The sequence below is a fragment of the Pseudomonas sp. Marseille-Q8238 genome (assembly GCF_965111915.1).
In genome coordinates this window covers 296,682-319,755 of sequence record NZ_CBCOPI010000001.1, presented here as the reverse complement: position 1 = coordinate 319,755, position 23,074 = coordinate 296,682, and the positions used below count along the sequence as shown (strand labels likewise).

At 65.6% G+C, this 23,074-nt stretch carries 19 protein-coding genes; 8 read left to right on the top strand and 11 right to left on the bottom strand.

The genetic code is table 11. The features are described 5' to 3' along the window. Window positions 1-70 precede the first annotated feature (70 nt). Together ACWPW0_RS01375 and ACWPW0_RS01370 are read right to left on the bottom strand one after the other, a co-directional pair. Entirely contained in the window at window positions 71-1,540 is a 1,470-nt protein-coding gene (locus ACWPW0_RS01375; protein ID WP_454254197.1) for a class I adenylate-forming enzyme family protein, read from the bottom strand. 3 nt (window positions 1,541-1,543) lie between these two features. Next, complete coding sequence (locus tag ACWPW0_RS01370) at window positions 1,544-2,566, bottom strand: alcohol dehydrogenase catalytic domain-containing protein (protein WP_454254196.1); 1,023 nt, start codon at window positions 2,564-2,566, stop codon at window positions 1,544-1,546. A gap of 141 nt (window positions 2,567-2,707) precedes the next feature. On the opposite strand from ACWPW0_RS01370, the gene ACWPW0_RS01365 reads away from it, so the two are divergent. The 4 genes from ACWPW0_RS01365 to ACWPW0_RS01350 all read left to right on the top strand — a co-directional run bounded on the left by ACWPW0_RS01365 (window position 2,708) and on the right by ACWPW0_RS01350 (window position 8,605). Next, window positions 2,708-3,415: an enoyl-CoA hydratase/isomerase family protein gene (locus ACWPW0_RS01365; protein ID WP_447588277.1), complete on the top strand. Its 708-nt coding sequence runs from the start codon at window positions 2,708-2,710 to the stop codon at window positions 3,413-3,415. A gap of 88 nt (window positions 3,416-3,503) precedes the next feature. Beyond that, window positions 3,504-6,017 carry a TonB-dependent receptor plug domain-containing protein gene (locus ACWPW0_RS01360; protein WP_454254195.1) on the top strand — a complete coding sequence of 838 codons (2,514 nt, stop codon included), beginning with the start codon at window positions 3,504-3,506 and terminating at the stop codon, window positions 6,015-6,017. Window positions 6,018-6,072: 55 nt separating this feature from the next. Next, window positions 6,073-7,401, top strand: coding sequence for an MFS transporter (locus ACWPW0_RS01355; RefSeq protein ID WP_454254194.1), 1,329 nt, complete (start codon window positions 6,073-6,075; stop codon window positions 7,399-7,401). Between the two features lie 19 nt (window positions 7,402-7,420). Then, window positions 7,421-8,605, top strand: a complete 1,185-nt coding sequence (locus tag ACWPW0_RS01350; protein ID WP_447588272.1) for an acyl-CoA dehydrogenase family protein — start codon at window positions 7,421-7,423, stop codon at window positions 8,603-8,605. An 84-nt stretch (window positions 8,606-8,689) separates the two neighbouring features. Here ACWPW0_RS01350 and ACWPW0_RS01345 read toward each other — a convergent pair whose 3' ends face one another. The 5 genes from ACWPW0_RS01345 to ACWPW0_RS01325 all read right to left on the bottom strand — a co-directional run bounded on the left by ACWPW0_RS01345 (window position 8,690) and on the right by ACWPW0_RS01325 (window position 15,188). Then, entirely contained in the window at window positions 8,690-11,167 is a 2,478-nt protein-coding gene (locus tag ACWPW0_RS01345; protein ID WP_454254193.1) for a TonB-dependent siderophore receptor, read from the bottom strand. 355 nt (window positions 11,168-11,522) lie between these two features. Beyond that, window positions 11,523-12,464: a FecR family protein gene (locus tag ACWPW0_RS01340; RefSeq protein ID WP_447588269.1), complete on the bottom strand. Its 942-nt coding sequence runs from the start codon at window positions 12,462-12,464 to the stop codon at window positions 11,523-11,525. Beyond that, window positions 12,461-12,988 (bottom strand): RNA polymerase sigma factor, encoded by a 528-nt coding sequence (locus ACWPW0_RS01335; RefSeq protein WP_447588267.1) that lies wholly within the window; start codon window positions 12,986-12,988, stop codon window positions 12,461-12,463. The genes ACWPW0_RS01340 and ACWPW0_RS01335 overlap by 4 nt, the downstream gene beginning before the upstream one ends. Window positions 12,989-13,133: 145 nt before the next feature. Beyond that, on the bottom strand, window positions 13,134-13,646 hold the full coding sequence (locus ACWPW0_RS01330) for a dihydrofolate reductase (protein WP_454254192.1): 513 nt from the start codon (window positions 13,644-13,646) through the stop codon (window positions 13,134-13,136). A 357-nt stretch (window positions 13,647-14,003) separates the two neighbouring features. Further along, window positions 14,004-15,188 (bottom strand): diguanylate cyclase domain-containing protein, encoded by a 1,185-nt coding sequence (locus ACWPW0_RS01325; RefSeq protein WP_454254191.1) that lies wholly within the window; start codon window positions 15,186-15,188, stop codon window positions 14,004-14,006. A gap of 133 nt (window positions 15,189-15,321) precedes the next feature. Between ACWPW0_RS01325 and ACWPW0_RS01320 the strand changes: the two genes are divergently transcribed. From ACWPW0_RS01320 to ACWPW0_RS01310, 3 genes are all read left to right on the top strand, one after another. Next, on the top strand, window positions 15,322-16,716 hold the full coding sequence (locus ACWPW0_RS01320) for a DUF2868 domain-containing protein (protein WP_454254190.1): 1,395 nt from the start codon (window positions 15,322-15,324) through the stop codon (window positions 16,714-16,716). Further along, window positions 16,709-18,088: a GTPase/DUF3482 domain-containing protein gene (locus ACWPW0_RS01315; protein WP_447588259.1), complete on the top strand. Its 1,380-nt coding sequence runs from the start codon at window positions 16,709-16,711 to the stop codon at window positions 18,086-18,088. Before ACWPW0_RS01320 ends, ACWPW0_RS01315 begins: the two co-directional genes overlap by 8 nt. A gap of 161 nt (window positions 18,089-18,249) precedes the next feature. After that, window positions 18,250-18,771, top strand: a complete 522-nt coding sequence (locus ACWPW0_RS01310) for a hypothetical protein (RefSeq protein WP_454254189.1) — start codon at window positions 18,250-18,252, stop codon at window positions 18,769-18,771. Window positions 18,772-18,944: 173 nt separating this feature from the next. Here the strand turns inward: ACWPW0_RS01310 and ACWPW0_RS01305 are convergent, their stop codons facing one another. Then, window positions 18,945-19,826: a DMT family transporter gene (locus tag ACWPW0_RS01305; protein ID WP_454254188.1), complete on the bottom strand. Its 882-nt coding sequence runs from the start codon at window positions 19,824-19,826 to the stop codon at window positions 18,945-18,947. A 93-nt stretch (window positions 19,827-19,919) separates the two neighbouring features. Between ACWPW0_RS01305 and ACWPW0_RS01300 the strand changes: the two genes are divergently transcribed. Next, window positions 19,920-20,831 carry a LysR family transcriptional regulator gene (locus ACWPW0_RS01300; RefSeq protein ID WP_447588254.1) on the top strand — a complete coding sequence of 304 codons (912 nt, stop codon included), beginning with the start codon at window positions 19,920-19,922 and terminating at the stop codon, window positions 20,829-20,831. Window positions 20,832-20,840: 9 nt separating this feature from the next. On the opposite strand, the gene ACWPW0_RS01295 is transcribed toward ACWPW0_RS01300, so the two are convergent. From ACWPW0_RS01295 to lgt, 3 genes are read right to left on the bottom strand one after another with little or no spacing between them, the layout of a single operon-like run. Beyond that, complete coding sequence (locus ACWPW0_RS01295; protein WP_454254187.1) at window positions 20,841-21,464, bottom strand: HAD-IB family hydrolase; 624 nt, start codon at window positions 21,462-21,464, stop codon at window positions 20,841-20,843. A gap of 11 nt (window positions 21,465-21,475) precedes the next feature. Further along, on the bottom strand, window positions 21,476-22,270 hold the full coding sequence (locus ACWPW0_RS01290) for a thymidylate synthase (RefSeq protein ID WP_447588251.1): 795 nt from the start codon (window positions 22,268-22,270) through the stop codon (window positions 21,476-21,478). Next, complete coding sequence (gene lgt, locus ACWPW0_RS01285; RefSeq protein ID WP_447588249.1) at window positions 22,267-23,073, bottom strand: prolipoprotein diacylglyceryl transferase; 807 nt, start codon at window positions 23,071-23,073, stop codon at window positions 22,267-22,269. The genes ACWPW0_RS01290 and lgt overlap by 4 nt, the downstream gene beginning before the upstream one ends. Window position 23,074: the final 1 nt, after the last annotated feature.

Genomic DNA, 23,074 nt, shown 5'->3' with positions numbered 1-23,074 from the left:
GGCGCGTCATGAAATGCGTAAGTCGAGCGCGCGCAATTACTCACCGGTGGATGCCTCATACGAGGCGTGTTCAGGCACTTACGCCGAGCATTTCCAGCAGGCGTTTGCGCTGTACCTTGCCGTAGTGCGAGCGCGGCAGCTCGCTGACGAAGAAGATCGTCTTCGGCACCTTGAAGCGCGATAGCTGCGCCCGGCAATGCGCCTCCAGTTGCGCCGCCTCGACGCCGCTGGCGACCACCGCCGCGCAAACCCGCTCGCCCCACTCCTCGTCGCTCAGGCCGAATACGTGGGCCTCCGCCACCTGCGGGTGTTCGAGCAGGCAATGCTCGACCTCGCCTGGCTGGATCGACTTGCCGCCGCTGCGGATGATTTCCTTGGTGCGGCCCAGGACGCGCAGGCGCCCATCGGGCAGCAACTGGCCCAGGTCACCACTGCGCAGCCAGCCGTCCTCCAGCACGCTCTCGCTCAACTCGGCCTGGCGCCAGTAGCCACGCATGAGCTGCGGACCGGTCAGCAGAATCTCGCCCACGCCGTTGGCATCGGCCCGGGCAATGCGCAGCGCCGCGGAGAACGCCGGGCGCCCCACCACACCTTCACCGGTGCCACCGGCCGCACGCACCTCAGCCAGTTGCGCCGGGGAGAAGTAGCAGCTCCAGGGCGCCTCGGTCATGCCATAGAGCACACCCAGGCGCTCGCCAAGCAATGCGCAGGCGCCTTCCAGCACCTCGCTGGACATCGCCGCCGCGCCTACATCCAGGCACTTGAAAAACGGCAGATCGGCAGGTGCCGTGCCCTGCTCGCGAATCAGACGCAGCAACTGGGTCGGCACCAGCGAACTGAACGCCACCTGCTGGCGCTGCAACTGCTCGATGAAGGTCGCCGGATTGAAGCGCCCACCCAACACCACGCAGCCACCCGCCAGCAGGTGAGCGAACACGGCCACAGCGGCAATCGGCCACAACGGACGCACGTTGAGCAGCACATCGCCAGGCTGCGCGATCCGTGCCATGACAATGTTCTGCAGCGCCGCACCCAGGCTGGCATGGCTGTGCATCACCGCCTTGGGTTGCCCGGTGGTGCCGCCGGTGTAGTTCAGCGAAGCCAGGGTTTCCATCGGTTGCGCCGGGCGATCCGGCAGCTCGGCGATGGCGACGTTCAGGGTTTCCAGCGCCACGCAGCGAATGCCCTGCACAGCCAATTGCCCGGCGCTGCCGGCATGCTCGGGGCCGAACAGCAGCAGCGCCGCGCCGGCATCCTGCACCTGGGCCAGCAGCTCGACGTGCGCCAGCGCCGTATCCAGGGGCACGCGCACATAGCCGTTGGCCATGCAGCCGTAGTCGGCCAGCAGGTAATCGATGCCGGCATCGGCCAACAGCGCGACCCGCTCACCGACGGCCACGCCCAGGTTGTGCAAGTGCACCCCGACCCCGGTAATCGCCCGGTCCAGCGCGGCGAACGTCAATTCGCGCTCACCCTCGCGCAGGGCGAGCGCCGTGGGCCACTTGCGGGCTGCCTGCTGAATCAGGGTGCTGATGTCCATGCCTTACCACCCACTCAGCACGATGCGGCCGTTGACCTGACGCGCCTCGAGCAGCGCGTGGGCCTGGGCGACCTCATGGAACGGCAGCACCCGGTCGATCAGCGCGCGCACCTGCCCGGTCGCCATCAGCGCCAACGCTTCGCGCAGGTCTTCCAGGGTCGCGCTGCCGGAGCCCTGCACCTGCAGACGACGCCCAATCAGCAAGCCTGGCGACACATCCACCGCGCCGGGCTGCACGTTGCCCAGCACCACCACCCGACCGCCCATGGCCATGCAACGCAGGGTGCCGCCAAGGGTATGCCCGAGGTTCTCTATCGCCACGTCGACCCCACGCTTGCCCGTACGCTGCCAGACCGCGGCGCTGAAGCCCTCGGCATCGGCGACCACCACCTCATGGGCGCCCAGCGACTCGAGGAACGCCACCTTGTCGGCGCTCCCGGTCACGGCGATGACCTGCGCACCCAGCGCACGGGCGATCTGGATCTGGTGCGTGCCCAGGCCACCGCTGGCGCCATTGATCAGCACCTGATCGCCGGGCTTCACCCCGGCCAGGCGCAAGGCGCGCAGGCTGGTGGCAATCGGGCAACTGGCCAGCGCGGCCTGCGGGTAGTCCAGGCCATCCGGCAGTTTCACCGCCGAGGCCGCCGGCACACTCAGGTACTCGGCATAAGCGCCTTCGGTGTCCACCGAGGGCAGGCCCAGGGCGCGGCACAAATCCTGGCGGCCCCGCAGGCAGTCACGGCACTGGCCACAGAAGCGGCGCTGGTAGACCACCACCCGATCACCCAGGGCCAGTTGGCTCACACCGGCGCCCAGCTCGACAACCTCGCCCGCCACCTCATGACCGAGCACCACGCCGCACGCCGCGCCCGGCAGCTTGCCGGCGCGGTGCAGCAGGTCGTGATGGCAGATACCCGCGGCGTGGATACGCACACGAACATCGCCCGCACCCGGCACCGGCGTGGGCACGTCTTCGACGTGCAACTGCTCGGGACCACCAAAACCCTTCAGGACTATCGCTTTCATTTTTTATAACCGTATGGAATTTGCCAATAACTTGTTCATATAGAAAACATCTTGTGCACATTGTGCGCATTGATTTAAGTTTTCCCCACTTTGACGCGGAGCTCAAGAGGCAATGCGTTTTTCTCTCCAACGGACACTGCAATGACGATCGACTATCAGGAATTGGGTGATGGCGTAGCGCTGATCAGCCTCAATCGGCCGGAGCGCCTCAACGCACTGGACAGCCAGGGCAAGCGCGAACTGGCCGATGCCTGGGAGCGTGCGCAGCACAGCAAGGCCGTGGGTGCCGTGGTCCTGCGCGGTGCCGGCGAGCGGGCGTTCTGCGCCGGTTCAGATCTCAAGGAAATCCACGCCACTGGCCAGACCGTCAGCACCGAGGTGCTCGCCCGCGCCCTGCCCGGTGTCGCCAGTGCGTTCGACAAACCAGTGATCGCCGCCCTGCACGGTCACACCCTGGGCCTGGGCGTGAGCCTGGCGCTGCATTGCGACCTGCGCATCGCCCATCCACAGACGCGCTTCAGCTTCCCTGAAGTGCAGAACGGCCACCTGTCCGGCTTCAGCGCCATCACCCTGCCTGGGCTGATCGGTGAGTCGGCGGCGCTGGACATCATGCTCAGCGCGCGCCCCTTCGATGCCGAAGAAGCCTTGCGCATCGGCCTGATCAACCGCATCGCCGACAACCCCTGGGACGCCGCCCTCGAGCAGGCCGCCACCCTGGCCACCGGCAAGGCGAACAAGGCCGCGCGCTGGACCAAGACCCTGTTGCTGGCGGAACGCCGACAGCGCCTGCAGCGCTACATGGCGCTGGTCGATCAGGCGCGTATCGACGTGATGCAACCCGACACCTGAACACACAACAAACACCACACGCCTCACCAGTCTGTCAGGAACACACACCACCAGCATTGGCCAGCGGCAGCCTTCCCGGAGCCTCAGCATGTCACGCTTGAAAAAAACCCTAGCGCCCACCGCCAGCCTGCTTGGCGTGGGCCTGCTCGGCCTTAGTGCCGCCGCCCCCAGCCTGGCCGCGCCCACTGCTGGCAACAACGATACCGCCCTGCAAACCGTGGTCGTCACCGGCGCCCGTGACAGCGGCCGCACCGTGGCCGAAAGCCTGGCGCCGATCGACGTGATCAGCGCCGAAGACCTGGCCCGTTCGGGCAAACAGAACCTGCGCGAAGCCCTTGCCGCTTCAGTGCCGTCCTACACCAATGCGGCCGGTTTCACTGGCGGCACCGGCCTGGCGGTCAAGTCCGCCACCCTGCGCGGCCTGGGCGGCAACCACGTATTGGTGCTGGTCAATGGCAAGCGCCGGCACAACACCTCGCTGATCTTCGTGCAGACCGCCGCCACCGCCAGCGGCCAGTCACCCGCCGACCTGGATCTGATCCCGATTGCCGCCGTCGACCACGTCGAGGTACTGCGTGACGGCGCCGCCGCCCAGTACGGTTCCGATGCCATCGCCGGGGTGATCAACATCATCCTCAAGAACAACGAATCCGGTGGCGAAGCCAGCGTGCTCTACGGCCAGTTCAAGGAACGTGTCGGCGGCAAGGGCAACTTCGGTGCCCGTGGCCAGGGCCAGATCAACCAGGGCTTTGCCCTGCCCAATGACGGTTTCCTCAGCCTCAGCGCGGATATCGGCATTCAGGAAAACTCCAACGTCGCGGGCGCCGTGCCGGCACGTACCAGCATCTATTTCCCGGTCAATGGCCAGCCCGACCCACGCGAGAACGGCGAAAGCCGCTACCGCCAGTTGCAGGGCCAGCCACGCTCGCAGACCTACAACCTGGGCTACAACCTGGAACTGCCACTGGCCAACGACTTCAGCCTGTACTCCTTCTCCACCCTCAGCCACCGCAACTCCACCAGCTGGGGCACCTACCGCACCGCGCGCTCGCCGCAGAACATCATCGAGGTCTACCCCGACGGTTTCGCCCCGCGTTTCGTGGTCGAGGAAGACGACTTCCAGAGCGTGGTCGGCCTGCGCAATGACGACCTGCTCGGTTGGAAATGGGACCTGAGCACCAGCTACGGGCGCAACGACGCCAACACCCGCAACGAGAAATCCATCAACCCGTCGCTCGGCCCGACCAGCCCACGCAACATGGACGGCGGCCACCTGATCGCCAGCCAGTGGACCAACAACCTGGACCTGAGCCGCACCTTCGACACCGGCCTGTTCGACAAGCCGCTGAACGTCTCCACTGGCCTGGAATTCCGCCGCGACGGTTTCGAGATCCAGGCAGGCGAATACGCCTCCTATGCCGATGGCGGCTATCAGTTCCCGGTCGGCCACCCGCTGGCCGGTCAGCGCCCGAACCCCGGCGCGCCCGGCCTGGTGGGTTTCACCCCGGAAGACGAGCACAACTATTCGCGCACCAACAGCGCCGCCTACGTGGACTTCAACCAGAGCCTGACCGAGCGCTGGGACCTGAGCCTGGCCGCGCGCTACGAGCACTACAGCGACTTCGGCGACACCACCAGCGGCAAGCTGTCGACCCGCTATGCCCTGACCCCGGAGCTGGCGATCCGCGGCACCATCAGCAACGGCTTCCGTGCGCCATCGCTGCAACAGCAGTACTACTCCTCGTCGCTGACCGCCTGGCGTACCAGCCCGCTGACCGGGCAACTGGAGCAGGCCATCACCCGCTACGTGACCGTCGACGACGCTGCCGGCAAGGCCCTCGGCGCCAAGGCGCTCAAGGCGGAGAAATCGACCAACTACAGCCTCGGCCTGGTGGCGACCCCGACGCCCAACCTGAACCTCAGCCTGGACCTGTACCAGATCGACATCCGCGACCGCATCCTGCAGACCAGCAACCTGCAGGGCAACGCCGTGTCCGCGCTGCTGGCCGCCCAGGGCCTGGACCCGAACCAGATCGTCTCCTACTTCGGCAACCTGGCCGACACCCGCACCCGCGGCATCGACCTGGTCGCCGACTACCGCTACGACCTCGGCAAATACGGGCGTACCAAGTGGACCCTGCTGAGCACCCAGAGCCTGCAGACCGTGGAGAAGGTCAAGGAACCCGACGCCCTGGCCGGCACCGGCGTGACCGCCATCGGCCGCGACCGTATCGGCAACCTGACCTCGGCCTACCCGAAGAACGTGACCTCGCTGACCGCCGGCTGGCAACTCGGTGACTTCGACCTGACGCTCAAGGGCACCCGCTACCACAGCGTCACCGGGCGCAACCAGATCAGCCCGACCCGCGACGAGAAGATCCGCGCCGCCTTCATCACCGACCTCAGCCTGGGCTACTGGCTCAGCGACAGCGTCAAGGTGACCGTCGGCGGCGAGAACATCTTCGACCGCCGCCCGCAACAGCTCAACAGCGAAGCCAAGCTGTACCACTTCATGCCCACGGACGACCCGACCTACAGCTGGTTCTCGCCCTATGGCGTGGAAGGTGCCTACTACTTCGCCAAGCTCGACGTGAGCTGGTAATGCCCCAGGCCGCCGCATCCCGCGGCGGCCTTCGCTTTACGACCGGTACTGCCGCATGACCGCAACACCCACCGATACCCGCACCGCCGAACACTCCGAACTGGACCCGGCGCTGTACCGCAAACTGGCCTGGCGCATCATGCCGTTCCTGGCGTTGTGCTTCGTGCTCAACTGGCTGGACCGGGTCAACATCAGCTTCGCCCATCTGCAGTTCAAGACCGATCTGAACATCAGCGACGCCACCTTCGGCATCATCGTCGGCGTGTTCTCCATCGGTTACCTGCTGTTCGAGATCCCCAGCAACCTGCTGCTGGAGAAGATCGGCGCGAAAAAGACCATGACCCGCATCATGGTGCTCTGGGGCCTGGTCACCATCGCCAGTGCCTTCGCCCAGACGCCAACCCAGTTCTATGTACTGCGCATCCTGCTGGGCGTCGCCGAAGCCGGCTTCTTCCCCGGGGTGATCCTCTACCTGACCTACTGGTTCCCGGCCAGCCACCGCGCGCGCATCACCTCGCGTTTCATCATGGCCATCGCCGTGTGCGGCATCGTCGGCGGGCCGCTGTCGACCTGGATTCTCAGCCACTTTTCCGGCCTGGCCGGCTTCAGCGGCTGGCAGTGGTTGTTCGTCCTGACCGGCATTCCGCCGGTGCTGGCGGGGATCTTCGCCTGGTACTGGCTGGACGACAAACCAGCCAACGCCCGCTGGCTGACCGACGCGGAAAAACGCCAGATCGAGCAGGCCCTGGCCGCCGAGCGCCAGCAACGCGCACCGGGCGGCCACCTGAACTTCCTCGGTGCCCTGGCCGACCGCAAGGTGTGGTGCATCATCCTCGCCTACTGCCTGACCATCATGTGCACCGGCAATGTGGTGAACATCTGGGCGCCGTCGATCATTCGCGATTCCGGGGTCGAGAGCCTCGGCAGCCTGGGCCTGTATTCGGCCCTGCCCTACCTGGTCGCCGTGGTGGTGATGTTCTTCGCCTGCCGTCATTCCGACCTGCGCAAGGAGCGCCGCTGGCACTTCGCCCTCGGCGGCCTGACTGCCGCGCTGGCCCTGACCCTGCTGCCCTCGCAACTGGACAACCCGCTGTCGACCCTCGGCCTGCTGGTGGTGCTGACCAGCGGCTACATGGTGGCCACGGCAATCTTCTGGACCATTCCCACCTACTACCTGTCCGATACGGCCAAGGCCGCCGGGCTGGCCCTGGTCAACTGCTGCGGGCAAATCAGCAGCCTGCTCACGCCGATCATGATCGGCGCCATCAAGACCAACACCGGCAGCATTGCCCCGGCGCTCTATATCATCGCCGCCCTGGTGGCGGCCGGCACCCTCGCGTTGCTGCTCGGCGTACCGCGCCGGGCACTGCGCGACGCCTCCTGACAATCCTGTGGACCCTGCCATGACCGATTACGTAGCCCTGGCCCAAGAACTGGCCAAACAGATCCAACCCGGCGCCGCCGAACGCGATGCCCAGCGCATCCTGCCCCACGCCCAGCTCGACTGGATTCGCAATGCCGGCCTGGGCGCCGCGCGGGTACCCAGCGAGCTGGGCGGCGGCGATGTGAGCATGCGTGAAGTGGCGCAGATCTTCATCGCCCTGGGCAAGGCCGACCCCTGCGTGGCTCAGGCGCTGTTCCCGCACTTCGCCACCGTCGAACACCTGCGCCTGATCGCCAACCCTGAGCAGCAGCAACGCTACCTGGGCGCCTTCACCCGTCAGCAACTGTCGTCCGGAGCCATCGCCGAGCGCAGTGGCAAGTTCCGCGGCGATATCCACACGCGCCTGAGCCGCGATGACCAGGGCCTGGTGCTCGACGGCGAGAAGTTCTACAGCACCGGTTGCCTGTTCGCCGACCTGATCAAGGTGCAGGCCGTCGACGAGGATGGCGCGGCGGTGTACGTCTTCCTGCCGGCCAACGCACCCGGCGTGGACATGTTCGATGACTGGGACGGCATGGGCCAGCGCACCACGGCCAGCGGCACCACCCGCCTGACCGGTGTGCGCGTGCAGCCCGAACAGGTGGTTCCGCTGGCGCAGTGGTACCAGCGGCGCAACTATGTCGGCGCCTGCGCCCAGCTGATTCATTGCGCGATCGACATAGGCATCGGCCTGGCCGCCCTGGACGATGCCATCCATTGGGCCCGCGTTGGCTCGCGCCCGGTGCGCGAGAGCGGCGTCGACAAAGCCTGCAACGACCCGTACATCCTGCACACCATCGGTGAGCTGTCGGCGAGCATCCATGGCGCCGAGGCCCTGGTGGAAAAAGCCGCCGACGTGGTCGAGCGCGCCAGCCGCGCGCAGCTCGCCGGGCAGTTGCAGGGCGAGGCGCTGGACACCCTGCTGGTGGAGTCGTCGATTGCCGTGGCGGAAGCCAAGATCGCTTCCACCCGCTCGTCGCTGTTCGTCTGCGAGCGCCTGTACGACGTCGGCGGCGCCGCGACCACGCAGAGCCGACACAACTTCGACCGCCACTGGCGCAACGCCCGCACCCACACCACCCACGATGCGCTGGCCTACAAGTACAAGGCCATCGGCGACTGGCAGGTCAACGGCAACCACCCGCCGATTGCCTTTACCTACTGAGCCTGCTACGCCTGAGCCAGGCGCTACGCCATAACGCAAAAGCCCCGGTTGTCCGGGGCTTTGCATTTTTCCGCTACGACTCTCTTACCAGTTGTAGGTGAGATTGGACGTGACACTCCGGCCTCGGCCGTAGAAGCACTCCCAGACACCGGTGCAACCGCTGATGTAGGTCTTGTCAGCCAGGTTTTCCACGTTGAGCTGGAGCTGCAGCCCCTTGATGCCCAGCGGGGATCGCTCGAAGTCATACGCAAGCATGGCGTCGTAGACCGTATAGGAAGGCACGGTGAAATGGTTGTTCGCGGTGCTGGTCCCTTCACTGCCGCGCACATAACGCGCGCCGATACCGGCCCCCAGCCCGGCCAGCAGCATGTCGCCACTGAAGCTGTAGTCCAGCCAGGCCGAGGCGGTCATGGGTGGAACGCCTGCAGGGTGACGACCCTCGCGACCATCGTTGTCCTTGGTGTACTTGATATCGCTGCGCGAGAACGACGCGATGATGCCCAGGTTGTTGGTCAGGCTGGCCTTGCCTTCCAGCTCGAATCCACGTGAGCGCTGTTCGGCAGACTGACCGCTGAAACCCGGGTGGGCTTCATCAGAGGTCAGCACGTTCCGCTGGTTGATCTGGTACACCGACATCTGGATGAAGCTGTTCTGCCCTGGCGGCTGGTATTTGATGCCGGCCTCGTACTGCTTGCCGGTATAGGGCTCGAACTCGTTGCCCTGCCAGTCGGTGCCCGAGGTGGGCAGGAAGGATTCCGAATAGCTGAGGTAAGGGGTCAGGCCATTGTCGAACTCATACCCGGCACCGACACGCCCGGTAAATTTCTCATCCTTCGTGGTGGTATCCACGTTGACGCCGAAGCGCGGCTGCGTACGTTTGTTCTCGGTCTCGGCCCAATCGAAGCGCCCCCCCAGGGTCACGAACCAGCGCTCCCACTTCAGTTGGTCCTGCACATAGATGCCCGTCTGGGTAATGGTGTTGTTCCAGCGGTTCGGTGAGTCGAAGGTGAACGACTGGCCATAGACCGGCGTGTACAGGTCGATGATCGGCGAAGCGCCCTCGTAGGAGTACAGGCCGAGAAACGTCGAGTTGAAGCGGTAGTAGTCGAGCCCGATCAGCGCCGTGTGCTCGACGTCGCCGGTCTTGAAGCGGGCCTGGGCAATGTTGTCCACGCCGAGCACCTTGTTGGTCTGCGACCAGTCGACCCCATAGCGGCTGATGTAGCGCTGGTCGTTCGCGCCGGTAACGGGGTTGGCAACGAAACCGTAGCCGTGCAGCGGCGCCACGTACTGGTCATCGACGTAGGCATAGCGGGTGTTTTGCCTGAGCGTCCAGGTGTCATTGAGTTCATGGCTGAACTCATAACCAAGGACGAACTGCTCACGGTCATAGGCATTCACGCCGGGCTCGCCGATGAAGCGACTGCGCTTGATCTTGCCGTTGGGGCTGCTGAATCGCGTGCCTACGGAAGGAAGGCCCTGGGGCTCAGGGACGTCATTGTCCTTCTGGTACTGTCCATACAGGGTCAGGCTGGTCGCATCGCTCAGGTTCCAGGTGAAGCTCGGCGCGAGCAGGAAACGTTGTCGCTCGGCGTAGTCGATTTCCGAATTCTGGTCGGAACCCACCAGGGTCATGCGGTACAGGTAGGTGCCCTGCTCATCCAGCGCGTCGCTGATATCCAGTGCGCCATAGCGTCGGTCATGGCTGCCGCCGCCGAGAATGATCTCGCGAACCGGCGTAGCCGATGGCCGCTTGGAGACCATGTTGACGATCCCGCCTGGCTCGTTGCGGCCATAAAGAACCGAGGCCGGACCTTTCAGTACCTCTATGCGCTCCAGGGTGTAGGGATCGACCTGCAGGGCGCCGCCGGTGCTACCGCCGCCATAGGGAAGGTGCAGGCCATCCAGGTACAACGGCGTTGGCGAGAAACCCCGCGAGGTCGGTTCGTCGAAACTCTTCGAGCGGTCGATGAAGCCACCGGTGCTGATACCGGGGGTATAGCGCAGGGCTTCGGTCACGCTCTGCGAACCACGGACCTTGATTTCATCCTGGGTGACGATGTTGATGGTCTGCGGAATTTCCGTGAGGGACGTGTCGGCCTTGGTCGCGGTAGCACTGCGCCGTGCGACGTAGCCATCGACTTTTCCATAGGCCGATTCGCTGGTCTGTCCGGAAATGGTGGTCGCCCCCAGCTGCAGTGCGCCTTGCGCGTCCTGCGGTTTTTCCAGTGTCACCGTGTCGGCATCGACGAAGCGCGCCGTCAACCCGCTGCCAGCCAGCAGGCGGGACAACGCCTCGGCTTGCCCATAGCTGCCGCTCAGTCCGGACGAGCCAAGCCCCTGGGTCAGCTCGGCTGGCACCAGCACCTGGGTGCGGGTCACCGCCGAGAAGGCGGCCAGGGCGCTGTCCAGGGACTGCGCCGGAATGTCGAAGCGGTAGCTGCGCGTCTCGGCAACACTGTCGGCGGCCAGCACCGGCAGCGGCGCTGCCACGGCCAGCGCGATGGCGAGAGACAGCAGGGTCGGCAGACCTGCTCGGTGGGTGGTGACGACGTGTGACATGGCGAAGCTCCCCAATGATCGAAATCCGTGACTGGCGCCAACGCACTACTTGAGAGTGCTTGTTATTTGCGCCTTAGTGATCAAGGACGACGACTCGGGAGAAAACCCTGAAAGAATTTTTGTGATTGGTTAAGAACCTGTTCACGGTCTTCTGGATTAGCGACAGACAAGGCGCAACGACCAGCGGGAGTAACAGCCGCAGGCTGGCCCGAAGGGTGAGCGCCAGCGAATCAAGCTGCCCGAGGAACGGACTGGGCCCGCACTCGGGTTTACGAGAACTAACTGGGCTCGCATTCAAGGACGCTTTTAACACCGTATGGCTGCGTGCCAGGAGATCGAGAACAGGTTCTAAGGCTCAGCCTTCGCGCAACACACGCAGGTAGGACGCGTACTGGCCGACGTCCAGGCCCAGGGTATGGGTCAGCGCCTTGAGCACCGCGTCCGGCTTGTCGATCTCGAACACGCCCGAGACCTTCTTCTGTCGCAGCGCCTCACCCAGCACCAGGGTATGCCCCGGCCAATAGCGGTCGAGCTCGGCCACCACCTCGGCCAGCGGCTGCTGACGGAACACCAGTTGCCGCTGGCGCCAGGCAAAGGCCTGTTGCGGGTCGAAGGTGCGTCGTGCGGAAAGCTGCCCGGCACTCACCTCGACCGCCTCACCCGGCGCCAGGACAACCGGCGTCTCGCTGCCGGCCCGCGCTTCGATGCGGCCCTCGCTCAGCAGAATCCGGGTACGCCCCTCCAGCCGTGCCACGGCGAATTTCGTCCCCAGGACCCGAACCTGCGCGTCCCCACTCTCGACGATGAACGGCCTGGCGGCGTCATGACTGACCTCGAACCAGGCTTCGCCACGCAGCAGGCGAACCCGGCGTTCGTCGCCGGCCAGCGTCACGCTGACGGCCGCATCGGTGTCGAGCTGCACGCGTGAACCATCGGCCAACTCGATAGCGCGGGTCTCACCCTGCACGGTGTAGTGATCGGCGCGCAGGCGATCCAACCAGGGCGCCTGCCAGGCCAACCCCAACGCCAGCACCAGCATCGCCGCAGCCGCCCAGGGTGCGGATCGCCGCGCCCAGCCCAGGCGGCTCGTGTGAACGGCGCGGGCGGCGGGCTGCAGGGCGGCCAACAGGGCCTGTGCCTCGCCCCAGGCACGTGCCTGCGCCTCGCCCTGCGCCAGCCAGGCGGCAAAGGCGCTGCGCTCCTCGTCGCTGACATCCTCGGCCAGCAAGCGAAAATGCCAGGCGCTGGCCTCGGCGAAGTAGTCGTCATCGTTCATCGGCATGGGTTCGCTGTTCATCCACGCATTCCTTGCACGGACAGGCGCATCTTGAGAAAAGCGCGGGTGTCGATCAGGGCCTGACGCAGGTGATATTCCACGCTGCGCGTCGACAGGCCTTCGTGCTCGGCGATCTCCCGGTACGTCAGCCCTTCGACATGGTACAGCAGGAAGATGCGCTGCCGTGGCTGCGGCAATGCCTCGATGGCCTCACGCAGCAAGCGCTCCTCCTGCTCGCCGGCCAGGCGCTCGACCAGCCCTGGCGCCGGGCAGGGCGGCTCGTTTTCCGGCATCTCGCCTTCCACCAGCCCACGCCGCGCCGCCTGGCGCTGGTGGTCGAGCACCAGGTTGCCGGCGACGGTGAAGAGGAAGGCCCGCAGGTTGTCGATGCGCTCGCCAGCCGGCAACCGCGCCAGGCGCAGGAACGCCTCCTGGGTCAGGTCCGCGGCCACCTGGCGATTGCCGGTGCGGCGCGTGACGAAAGCCTCCAGGGCTTTCTTCTGCTCCAGAAACAGCCGGGCTAGCTGGGCGTTCCAGGTCGACACGAGAGTTACCTTGCAGGAGGGTGAGGAAAGCCGCGCACCCTACCAGTAAATGCAATTAATTCGCAATTACTGCAACATTCTCATCATCGCTCGGCCCCATCCAGAGCGGGCCGCCTTCACCAGGCAGCCGTACTCGCTGCCGTGATTAACGGCGAACCCAGGTCTCGAAACAGTGGGCCGGCGCGGACTCCAGTGCGGCATGCTCGTCGCGCGCACTGCACTGCCAGGCGGCCTCATCGAATGCCGGGAACCAGGCATCGCCTTCCGGGCTGAGCGCCACGCGGGTCAGGTACAGGCGGTCGGCCAGTTCCAGGCCTTGTTCATACAACTGCGCGCCACCGATCAGCATCAGCTCGTCGACGCCCTGCGCGCTGGCCCACTCATCCGCACGGACGATGGCCGCTTCCAGGCTGGCGAACACCTCGGCGCCTTCCAGGCTCAGACCGGGCTGGCGGCTGACCACCAGGTTGAGACGACCGGGCAATGGTCGACCGAGCGAGTCCCAGGTCTTGCGGCCCATGATGATCGGCTTGCCGAGCGTCCTGGCCTTGAAGTACTTGAGGTCCGCCGGCAGGTGCCAGGGCAGTTGATTGTCGCGGCCGATCACGCGGTTCTGCGCGAGCGCCGCGATCAGGCAAAGGGGGAGTGTATTTTTCATTCGCGCAGGATAGCGGCTCGGCAGACACGATTGAAGGGCCGACGGGTGCTCAGAACCTGGCCAACGTCTCGCGAGCACACATAGCGTGCATGAGGCCCTCCAGGTCATGTGCGACACCTAGCCTGGTGGCTGTTGGTGTTTTTCTTTAACTCATTGAATCGTAATGGAATATATTTAAAATCCGGCCATTCGAGCGGGCCTCTTTGAGGCAATTGCGGACTCTTCAGCCCACCAATCGGCACGTCATGAAACGCAAAGGACGAATGTTCGCTCCTGCCTCGATCCGGCCATCCATGCCAAAACGTCAACAGCCCTTAGACATTCTCCTTCAATGCCGCCTGGCGAGATGGGCAGCGCTCAATCCGATGAGCTGCCCGGCTTCTTTCCCACGACCCGATTACGCCCCTGTTCCTTGGCCAGGTACAAGGCCACATCGGCCAGGCGCAAGGCATCTTCCAGGGTCTGATGGGGCTGCGGATGCAGGTAGGCCATGCCGATGCTGAGGGTCACCACCGGCGCCGCATCGGACTTCACATGCGCCAGCTCCAGACCCTCGATGGCGCTCCGGATGTCCTCCAGAATCGCCTGGATGCTCGCCTCGTTGACGCCATACCACAGGCCGACGAACTCCTCGCCGCCATAGCGCGCCGTGCTGTCCAGCGGGCGCCGCCCGTGCTGGCCGATCACCTGCCCCACGGCACGCAGGGCTTCGTCACCGGCGGCGTGGCCGTAGTGGTCGTTGTAGCGCTTGAAGAAGTCGACATCCATCATCACCACCGCCAGCGGCTGGTGCTCGCGCACCGCCTGCCGCCAACTGCGCTCGGCGCGCTCGCTGAAGGCACGGCGGTTGAGCAGCCCGGTGAGGAAGTCCTTCTCCGCCAGTTCCTGCAGCAGGCCCTGGGCCAGGAAGTTCTGCCGGGTCGAGTAGTCGAGGAAGTAGCAGCCCACCGAACCGATGACGTTGGCGGCACCCAGGAAGAAGGTGTTGTACAGCAACACCTCGCCGGGCAAACCGCTGATCACTTCCATCACCAGATAGGCAAAGAAGATCAGCCAGCCACACAGGCTCGCCGCGACGAAACGCAGCCCGGTGAGGGTATAGAAGAACACCGTGACCAGAATGATGCCCTCGTAGGGCAGCGGGAAATGCTGACTGCGGGCGACCCAGATGATGCCGACGATGCCCAGCCCGGAGCAGATGGAACACAGCCCGACGATCACCTGGAAGTGCGGCCGCAGCGCCCGGCTGTAGGTGGCCCACCAGGTCAGGAACAGCACCGGCAGGATCAGCCCGAGGCGAATGGCCAGCGTCTGCTTGCGCACGCTGTCGGGCAGGCTGATGGCATCCAGCACGGCGAACAACAGCATCAGCAGCATCGCCACCAGCAAGGCCCAGCGCATGCGCGCGAGGAATACGCTGACGTGATAACGGTTGAACGCCGGCTCCAGTTCGCCCTCGAAACTCAACAGGCGGAACCCGTGGCGTTGTTGGCGCAGGAAGGGAGAATCCTGATTGACCCAGTTCAGATGCGGTAACTGCATGATGGCCGCTCACTGCTTGTTGTTATGCCGTGCAGCCTAGACCGTGGCACGTTGCCAGTACACCCCCTCAATTGCCTAACGAGTCGTTACTGCGGTTATGCTCTGTACTCGCCCTTCGCAACCGGACTGCCGCGTGACTGTCGCCAAGAAGCCTCCGCCAAACCGCCTGCAACGCCTGTGGCTGTGTGAAACCCTGCGCCTGCGTGAGGAACACGCCGGCCCGCTGGAAGACAGTGAAGCCAATCGTCATGCCCGCCAGCACGCGGGTGACCTGAGCTCGCGCATCGAAGCCCGCAGCCTGTGGTTGGCCGAGCGCGATGGCCAGCTGCAGGCGCAACGGCACTGGCTGCAAGGCGCGCGCCTGGCCCTGATCGTCCTCGTGCTGCTCGCTCTGTTCAGCGGCATCGGCCTGACCCTGGCCGCACTCGGCACCGCCCGTGAGCCGGTGAATGTGTTCTGGGCACTGGGCAGCCTGCTCGGCCTGCACCTGCTCCTGCTGATCGGCTGGCTGCTCGGTCTGCTGCTGGCCGGCGATCATGCCGCCGCCCTCGGCCGCCTGTGGTGGTGGCTCAGCGAAAAACTCGCCCGCGATGCCAGCGCCGCCCAGCTCGGCCCGGCACTGGTCCTGCTGCTGCAACGCCAGCGCCTGAACCGCTGGCTGCTGGGCATGCTGGTGCACGGCCTGTGGCTGGTCGCCCTGCTCAGCGCCCTGGTGGTCATGCTGGCGCTGCTCGCCACCCGGCGCTATGGCTTCGTCTGGGAAACCACCCTGCTCGGCAGCGAGACCTTCGTCGCCCTGACCCATGTGCTCGGCGCCGTGCCGGCGCTGCTCGGCTTCCCGATCCCGGATGCAGACACCATTCGCGCCAGCGGCGACAGTGTGGTCGCCCTGGAAGCCGCGCGGCATGCCTGGGCCGGCTGGCTGGTCGGCATCCTGCTGGTCTATGGCGTGCTGCCGCGTCTGCTGCTCGCGCTGTTCTGCCTGTGGCGCTGGCAGCGCGGCCAGGCGCATCTCGCGCTGGACCTCAACCTGCCTGGCTACCGCCTGCTCGCCGAACGCCTGCAACCGCCCAGCGAACGCCTCGGCGTGCTCGACGAGGCGCCCACGGCCCTTCACCAGCCCTCCGCCGGCCACACCACGCTCGACAGCAGCGGCGCCGTGCTGGTGGCCATCGAACTGGACGAGCGTCGCACCTGGCCGCCATCACTGGGCAAGGGCATCGCCGATGCCGGCATCCTCGACAGCCGCGAACAGCGCCAGCACCTGCTCGACCAACTGGAACGCTTCCCGCCGGCACGCCTGGTCATCGCCTGCGACCCACGCCGCTCGGCCGACCGTGGCACCCTGGCACTGCTCGGGGAACTGGCACGCAGCGCCGCCGCCACCCGCATCTGGCTGCTGCAACCGCCCCCCGGCGAAGCCCAGGACAGCGACCGGCTGGGCGACTGGCACGCCGCACTCGACCAGCTTGGCCTGAGCTGGTCCGACTGCTCGCCCCTGCCCTGGCTGGAGAGCGGCCATGACTAAACCCCTGAAAATGGCCGTGGTCGGCCACACCAATGTTGGCAAGACATCGCTGCTGCGCACCCTGACCCGCGATGTCGGGTTTGGCGAGGTCTCGCACCGCCCCAGCACCACTCGCCATGTCGAAGGCGCGCGCCTGTCGGTGGACGGCGAACCGCTGCTGGAGCTGTACGACACCCCCGGCCTGGAAGATGCCATTGCCCTGCTCGATTACCTGGAACGCCTGGAGCGCCCTGGCGAGCGCCTCGACGGTCCGGCACGGGTGGCGCGCTTTCTCGACACCGCCGAGGCCCGCCAGCGTTTCGAGCAGGAAGCCAAGGTGCTGCGCCAGCTGCTGGCCAGCGACGCCGGGCTGTATGTAATCGACGCCCGCGAACCGGTGCTGGCCAAGTACCGCGATGAACTGGCCGTGCTCGCCGCCTGCGGCAAGCCGCTGTTGCCGGTGCTCAACTTCAGCGGCCATCCGCAGCAACGCGAGCCGCAATGGCGTGACGCCCTGGCCCGCCTCGGTCTGCACGCACTGGTGCGTTTCGATACGGTAGCGCCGCCGCTGGATGGCGAGCGCCGCCTGTACGAGAGCCTGGCCCTGCTGCTGGAACAGGCCCGCCCGCAACTGGAACGGCTGATCGCCGACCATGAAGCGCAGACCCGCGCACGCCACCAGGCCGGTGCCCGGTTGATCGCCGAATTGCTGATCGATTGCGCCGCCTGCCGGCGCAGTGTGGTCGCCCAGCCGACCCTGGAACAGGGCGAGATCCGTGCACTGCACGATGCCATCCGCCAGCGCGAACAGACCTGCGTCGATGCCCTGCTGCGCCTGTTCGCCTTCCGCAAGGACGACGCCCGTCCCGGCGACCTGCCCCTGCTCGACGGGCGCTGGGGCGATGACCTGTTCAACCCGGAAACCCTCAAGCAGCTTGGCGTCAATGTCGGCGGCGGCCTGGCTGCCGGCGCGGCGGCAGGTGCCGGGATCGACCTACTGGTGGGCGGCCTCAGCCTCGGCGCTGCCACCGTAATCGGCGCCCTCGCTGGCGGCGGCCTGCAGACCGCGCGCAACTACGGCTCGCGCCTGCTGGGCAAACTCAAGGGCCAGCGCGAACTGACCGTCGACGATGGCGTACTGCGCCTGCTCGCCCTGCGCCAGCGCCAGTTGCTGGCCGCCCTGGCTGCCCGTGGCCATGCCGCGACCGAAGCCATCCAGCTGGACGCCCCGTCCGACAAGAGCTGGCGCGAGGCGCGCCTGCCTGAGGCCTTGCGCAAGGCCCGCGCCCACCCCGAGTGGTCGTCGCTCAATCGCCAGGCACGCCTGGAGCACAGCGAGCGCCAGGAACAGGTCAGCCTGCTGGCCGAGCAACTCGGGCAGTCCACGCCCTGACCCAACCGGCAACAGCTTGCCGCTTGAGGTAAGCCGTTGCCATCTCCGCCCGCTTACGCGCTCGCCCCAGGCACGTAAGCAATTGATCCATAGCGCCTTTCCATTGTTGGCATCCGACTTGCTCCTGGCAGAGTCCGTAATCACCGGACCCCGGAGGGCTTATGAGCAGCATCGGTGGCATAGGCGGGTTCAACCCGCTGGCCATGATCGGCCAACGAACCAAAGACGGCTTCAAAGACAACGACTCCACTTCATTCAGCCTGGCCAACCTGGGCAGCCCAGCGCCGGTCAATGACAAGCAGCGTTATGACTCGCGCACCGAGCAGGCCTATGAAGAGGCCTTCGCCAAGTTGCGGGTGAACCTGCAGGCCCGTCCTGAAGGTTTCCTCTCAGGCGAGGGCGAAAGCCGCCTGGAGGAAGTGGCGGCAGCGCCGGACGCAGGCGACGACGTGGTGCAGGAGTTCATGGCCTACATGAACATGAGCACCGCCGAGAAACTGCGCGACAGCATGCTCAAGGAGCTGGGCCTGACCGAGGAAGAACTCGAGGCCATGCCACCCGAACAGCAGAAAGCGGTCGAGGAACAGCTCGCTGAGCTCATGAAGCAGCGCGCTGACCTGCAAGCTGCCGCGGGCGTGAACGGGCAAGGATCGGACGACGAGCAGCTCGCGCTGCTGTCCTGATCATCACCGGCGCCGACTCGCTGATGGCCCTTGCCGTCAGCGAGCGTTGCCCTGCCCGCCGCTCAGAACCTGCATCGGATCTCGCGAGCTAGAGCAAAACAAGGACTAGGTGCTCCCGCGAAAACGACTGAGGAACGGACTGGGCCGACGTGCAGCAGACCCGAGGCAGGTGCTCAGCGCCGTAGCAAACTGGTCCATAAGGTGGCGGCGACGATCAGCAGGCCACCGACCCACGCCTGCACGCTCAGTTGCTCGCTCAGCCAGAGCACCGCGAACAGCGCACCGAACAATGGCTCGCTGCCCATCAGCAGTGACACACGTGTCGGACTGCTGCGACGCAGCGCGTGGTTCTGCACGAAGAAGGCGAACAGGGTAGCGAACAGCACCAGGTACAGGCTGCCGATCCAGAACGCCGGCTCGCGCGGCAGCGCCGGCAGGCCACCCGGCAACAGCACGATACCGAGCAGCAGACAGCCGCCACCGATCACCCCGGTCTGCACCGCAGTCAGGGCCAGCGCCGGCACAGTAGTGTGCGCAGTCAGGCGCCGGGTCAGGCACACCAGCAATGCCCGTAACACCGCCGCCACCAGCATCAGGCTGTCACCCAGGTTGAAGTGCAGATCCACCCCGCCACTCAGCAGCCAGGTACCCAGCAGCGACAGGCCCACGGCCGGCAGCAGGCGTGAGTCCGGCCGCTGGCCAAGCAGCAGCCACTCGACGAAAGGCGTGAACACCACGCACAGGCTGATCAGGAACGCCGCATTGCTGGCGCTGGTCAGCATTACTCCGTAGGTCTCGCAGAGGAAGATCGCCAGCATCACTGCGCCCAACGGCAGACCCGGCGCCCAGGCCTTGCGCCCTTCGCCACGCAGTTGCGGCAGCAGGATGAGGAAGGTCAGGCAGAAGCGCACCGCGAGAAAGCCCAGTACCGGATAGAACACCAGCGCCTGCTTGGCCACGCCGTAGCTGCTGCCCCAAATCATCGCGACCAGCAGGAGCAGCAGATCGCTGCTCTGCAGAAGGCGCACACGGGACGGGCTGGTCAGGGTCGACATGGGAAACTCGCAAGGCAGATCGGGGTGGAGCGCCATTGTCCATTGCGCCCTGCACCGTGATAATCCAGCGTAATCACATAAGACTTGTTCGCCATGAGCACAAATATCCCCACCAGCCTGCTGCCGCACATGGCGATGTTCGTGCGTGTGGTGGAGTGCGGCAGTTTTTCCGCCGCCGCGCGGCAACAGGGCAGCACCGCGTCGGCGGTCAGCCGGCAGATCGCCCACCTGGAACAGGCGCTCGGCCTGCGCCTGCTGGAGCGCACGACACGGCGGCTACGACTGTCCGAAGCCGGTGCCGAAGTATTCGAACGGTGTCGCGAGATGCTCGGTGCCGCTCAGGCGGCCATGGCAGTCAGCGAACGATTGATGAGCCACGCGCGCGGCACGGTGCGCCTGTCGGTGCCCAAAGCGTTCGGCAAGTTCCTGATCAGCCCGCTGATGGCGGAGTTTCTCCAGCGCTACCCCGAGGTCAACGTCAGCCTCAACCTCAGCGACCGCAGCCCGGACCTGATCGCCGATCAGTTCGACCTGCTGGTGTGCATCACCGATCAACCGCCACCCACGCTGGCCGGGCGCCCGCTGTGCAGCGTGCAGCAACTGCTCTGCGCCACGCCGACGTACCTGCAACGCCACGGCACGCCGCAACACCCTCAGGAGCTGGTACGCCATGCCTGCCTGTATCTGGATGAAACACCGGACGACCATCGCTGGCATTTCAGCAACGGCAACGAACAGTGCGTGGTCGCGGTGAACGGCCGCTTTGCCAGCAACCACAGCGAGGTACGCCTCAACGGCGCATTGAACGACCTGGGCATCGCCTGCCTGCCGCACTTCACCGCAGCCGCGGCGCTGGCCTCCGGCGAGCTGTTGCAGGTACTGCCCCAATGGCGTTACACCGGCTCCTACCAGGGCACCGCCTGGATTCTCTACCACCCGACCCGGCACCTGCCGCCGAAGCTGCGGGTGCTGATCGATCATCTGGCGGAGCGTTTGGGAAGCTGATGTGCCGGGCTAGTCGCGAAACACTCGATAGTGAGCTTCCTGTGCGGCACCCAGCAGCTCGGTGTCACCGCTAGAGTTACCCCAGGCACGCAGGTGACAGTGTTGCAGCGGGCCGAAGCGCTGGACCAGGCGATTGACCTTTTCATCCCGGCGACAGTTACGGCCCAGGATGTGGCCAGTCAGTTTGCCGTCGACGATTTCGAGCTCGGTGGCGATCAGTTCGACCCCCAGGCGCTCGGCAAAAGGTTTGAGCAGCAAGGCCGGCGACGCCGAGCAGAGGGACACCGTGCGCCCCTCGGCCTGTTCGGCGCGCAGGCCAATCAGGCCGCTCGGGCGCATCATCCGCTCCCAGTTACGGTCGCAGAACACCTGGGCCTGCTCGGCGACCCAGGCCGGGTCGACGCCGCCGAGGAAGTTGCGGATCAGCTTGGCCTTCATCTTGTCGCGGGTCATGCCGCCGTACAGGTAATGCACGCTGGAACTGCCGGTACGGGTCAGCTTCACGCCGAAGCGATAGTTGCCGAAGGCAAAGCGCAGAAACGGCACGAAGCTGTCACGCCAGGTCAGGGTGCCATCGAAGTCGAAGATGGACAGCGGCTTCAGCCCGCCCTCCGGCGGTATCGCAGCATTCACGAATACACGCCTCAGACCGCGACCGGCGCGCTGATGTGCGGATGCGCCTCGTAACCGACCAGCTCGAAATCTTCGAAGCGGAAGGCCAGCAGGTCCTTCACCTCGGGGTTGAGCTTCATGGTCGGCAGCGGCAGCGGCTCGCGGCTCAGTTGCAGGTCGGCCTGTTCCAGGTGGTTGGCGTACAGGTGGCAGTCACCGCCGGTCCAGACGAAATCGCCGGGTTGCAGGCCGCAGACCTGGGCGACCATCAGGGTCAGCAGCGCGTAGCTGGCGATGTTGAAGGGCACGCCGAGGAAGATGTCGGCCGAGCGTTGGTACAACTGGCAGCTGAGCTTGCCGTCGGCGACGTAGAACTGGAACAGCGCATGGCAGGGCGGCAGGGCCATCTGCTCGACCAGGGCCGGGTTCCAGGCCGAGACGATCAGGCGCCGCGAGTCCGGGTTCTTCTTGATCATCTCGATCAGCTTGCTGATCTGGTCGATCGACTCGCCGTTGGGCGCGGGCCAGCTGCGCCACTGGTAGCCGTACACCGGGCCGAGGTCGCCGTTCTCGTCGGCCCACTCGTCCCAGATGCGTACGCCATTGTCCTTCAGGTACTTGATGTTGGTATCGCCCTGGAGGAACCACAACAGCTCGTGGATGATCGATTTCAGGTGGCACTTCTTGGTGGTCACCAGCGGGAAACCATCGGCCAGGTTGAAGCGCATCTGGTGGGCGAACACGCTGTAGGTGCCAGTGCCGGTGCGGTCGCTCTTGAAAGTGCCGGTGTCGCGCACCAGGCGCATCAGGTCGAGGTATTGCTTCATTGCGCGGCTCCTTGGGTACGGGCGGCCTGGCGGCGGTAGGCGTAGATCATAAGCCCGGCGCCACCGAGAATCATCGGCAGGCACAGTACCTGGCCCATGGTCAGCCAATTGAAGGCCAGGTAGCCGAGCTGGGCGTCCGGCACGCGGACGAACTCGACGATGAAGCGGAAGATGCCGTAGCACAGAGCAAACAGGCCGGACACCGCCATGGTCGGCCGCGGCTTGCGCGAATACGCCCAGAGGATGATGAACAGGGCCACGCCTTCGAGGGCGAACTGATACAGCTGCGAAGGGTGACGTGCCAGCGGTCCGCCAGTGGGGAACACCATCGCCCACGGCACGTCACTGACCTTGCCCCACAGCTCGCCATTGATGAAGTTGCCGATGCGCCCGGCGCCGAGGCCGATCGGCACCAGCGGGGCGATGAAGTCCATGAGTTCGAAGAAGCTCTTCTTGTGGCGTTTGCCGAACCACAAGGTGGCCAGCAGCACACCGATCAGCCCGCCATGGAAGGACATGCCGCCTTTCCACACCTGCAGGATCAACGCCGGGTCGGCAATGTAGGCCGGCAGGTCGTAGAACAAGACGTAACCCAGGCGCCCGCCGAGGATCACCCCCATCGCCACCCAGAACACCAGGTCGGACAGTTTCTCCTTGCTCCAGGTCGGGTCGAAATCGGCAAGACGGCGCGCCGCCAGCCACCAGGCACCACCAATGCCCACCAGGTACATCAAGCCGTACCAGTGGATCTGCAGCACGCCCAGGTCGAGGGCGACAGGATCGATATTCGGGTAAGCCAGCATA

What these genes read in the sequence shown, in the direction of transcription:
- ACWPW0_RS01350 (WP_447588272.1), top strand. Translation starts at nt 7,421, where the DNA reads ATGACCGATTACGTAGCCCTGGCCCAAGAACTGGCCAAACAGATCCAA.
- ACWPW0_RS01315 (WP_447588259.1), top strand. Translation starts at nt 16,709, where the DNA reads ATGACTAAACCCCTGAAAATGGCCGTGGTCGGCCACACCAATGTTGGC.
- ACWPW0_RS01345 (WP_454254193.1), bottom strand. Translation starts at nt 11,167, where the DNA reads ATGTCACACGTCGTCACCACCCACCGAGCAGGTCTGCCGACCCTGCTG.
- ACWPW0_RS01365 (WP_447588277.1), top strand. Translation starts at nt 2,708, where the DNA reads ATGACGATCGACTATCAGGAATTGGGTGATGGCGTAGCGCTGATCAGC.
- ACWPW0_RS01325 (WP_454254191.1), bottom strand. Translation starts at nt 15,188, where the DNA reads ATGCAGTTACCGCATCTGAACTGGGTCAATCAGGATTCTCCCTTCCTG.
- ACWPW0_RS01355 (WP_454254194.1), top strand. Translation starts at nt 6,073, where the DNA reads ATGACCGCAACACCCACCGATACCCGCACCGCCGAACACTCCGAACTG.
- ACWPW0_RS01330 (WP_454254192.1), bottom strand. Translation starts at nt 13,646, where the DNA reads ATGAAAAATACACTCCCCCTTTGCCTGATCGCGGCGCTCGCGCAGAAC.
- ACWPW0_RS01290 (WP_447588251.1), bottom strand. Translation starts at nt 22,270, where the DNA reads ATGAAGCAATACCTCGACCTGATGCGCCTGGTGCGCGACACCGGCACT.
- ACWPW0_RS01305 (WP_454254188.1), bottom strand. Translation starts at nt 19,826, where the DNA reads ATGTCGACCCTGACCAGCCCGTCCCGTGTGCGCCTTCTGCAGAGCAGC.
- lgt (WP_447588249.1), bottom strand. Translation starts at nt 23,073, where the DNA reads ATGCTGGCTTACCCGAATATCGATCCTGTCGCCCTCGACCTGGGCGTG.
- ACWPW0_RS01360 (WP_454254195.1), top strand. Translation starts at nt 3,504, where the DNA reads ATGTCACGCTTGAAAAAAACCCTAGCGCCCACCGCCAGCCTGCTTGGC.
- ACWPW0_RS01370 (WP_454254196.1), bottom strand. Translation starts at nt 2,566, where the DNA reads ATGAAAGCGATAGTCCTGAAGGGTTTTGGTGGTCCCGAGCAGTTGCAC.
- ACWPW0_RS01310 (WP_454254189.1), top strand. Translation starts at nt 18,250, where the DNA reads ATGAGCAGCATCGGTGGCATAGGCGGGTTCAACCCGCTGGCCATGATC.
- ACWPW0_RS01300 (WP_447588254.1), top strand. Translation starts at nt 19,920, where the DNA reads ATGAGCACAAATATCCCCACCAGCCTGCTGCCGCACATGGCGATGTTC.
- ACWPW0_RS01375 (WP_454254197.1), bottom strand. Translation starts at nt 1,540, where the DNA reads ATGGACATCAGCACCCTGATTCAGCAGGCAGCCCGCAAGTGGCCCACG.
- ACWPW0_RS01340 (WP_447588269.1), bottom strand. Translation starts at nt 12,464, where the DNA reads ATGAACAGCGAACCCATGCCGATGAACGATGACGACTACTTCGCCGAG.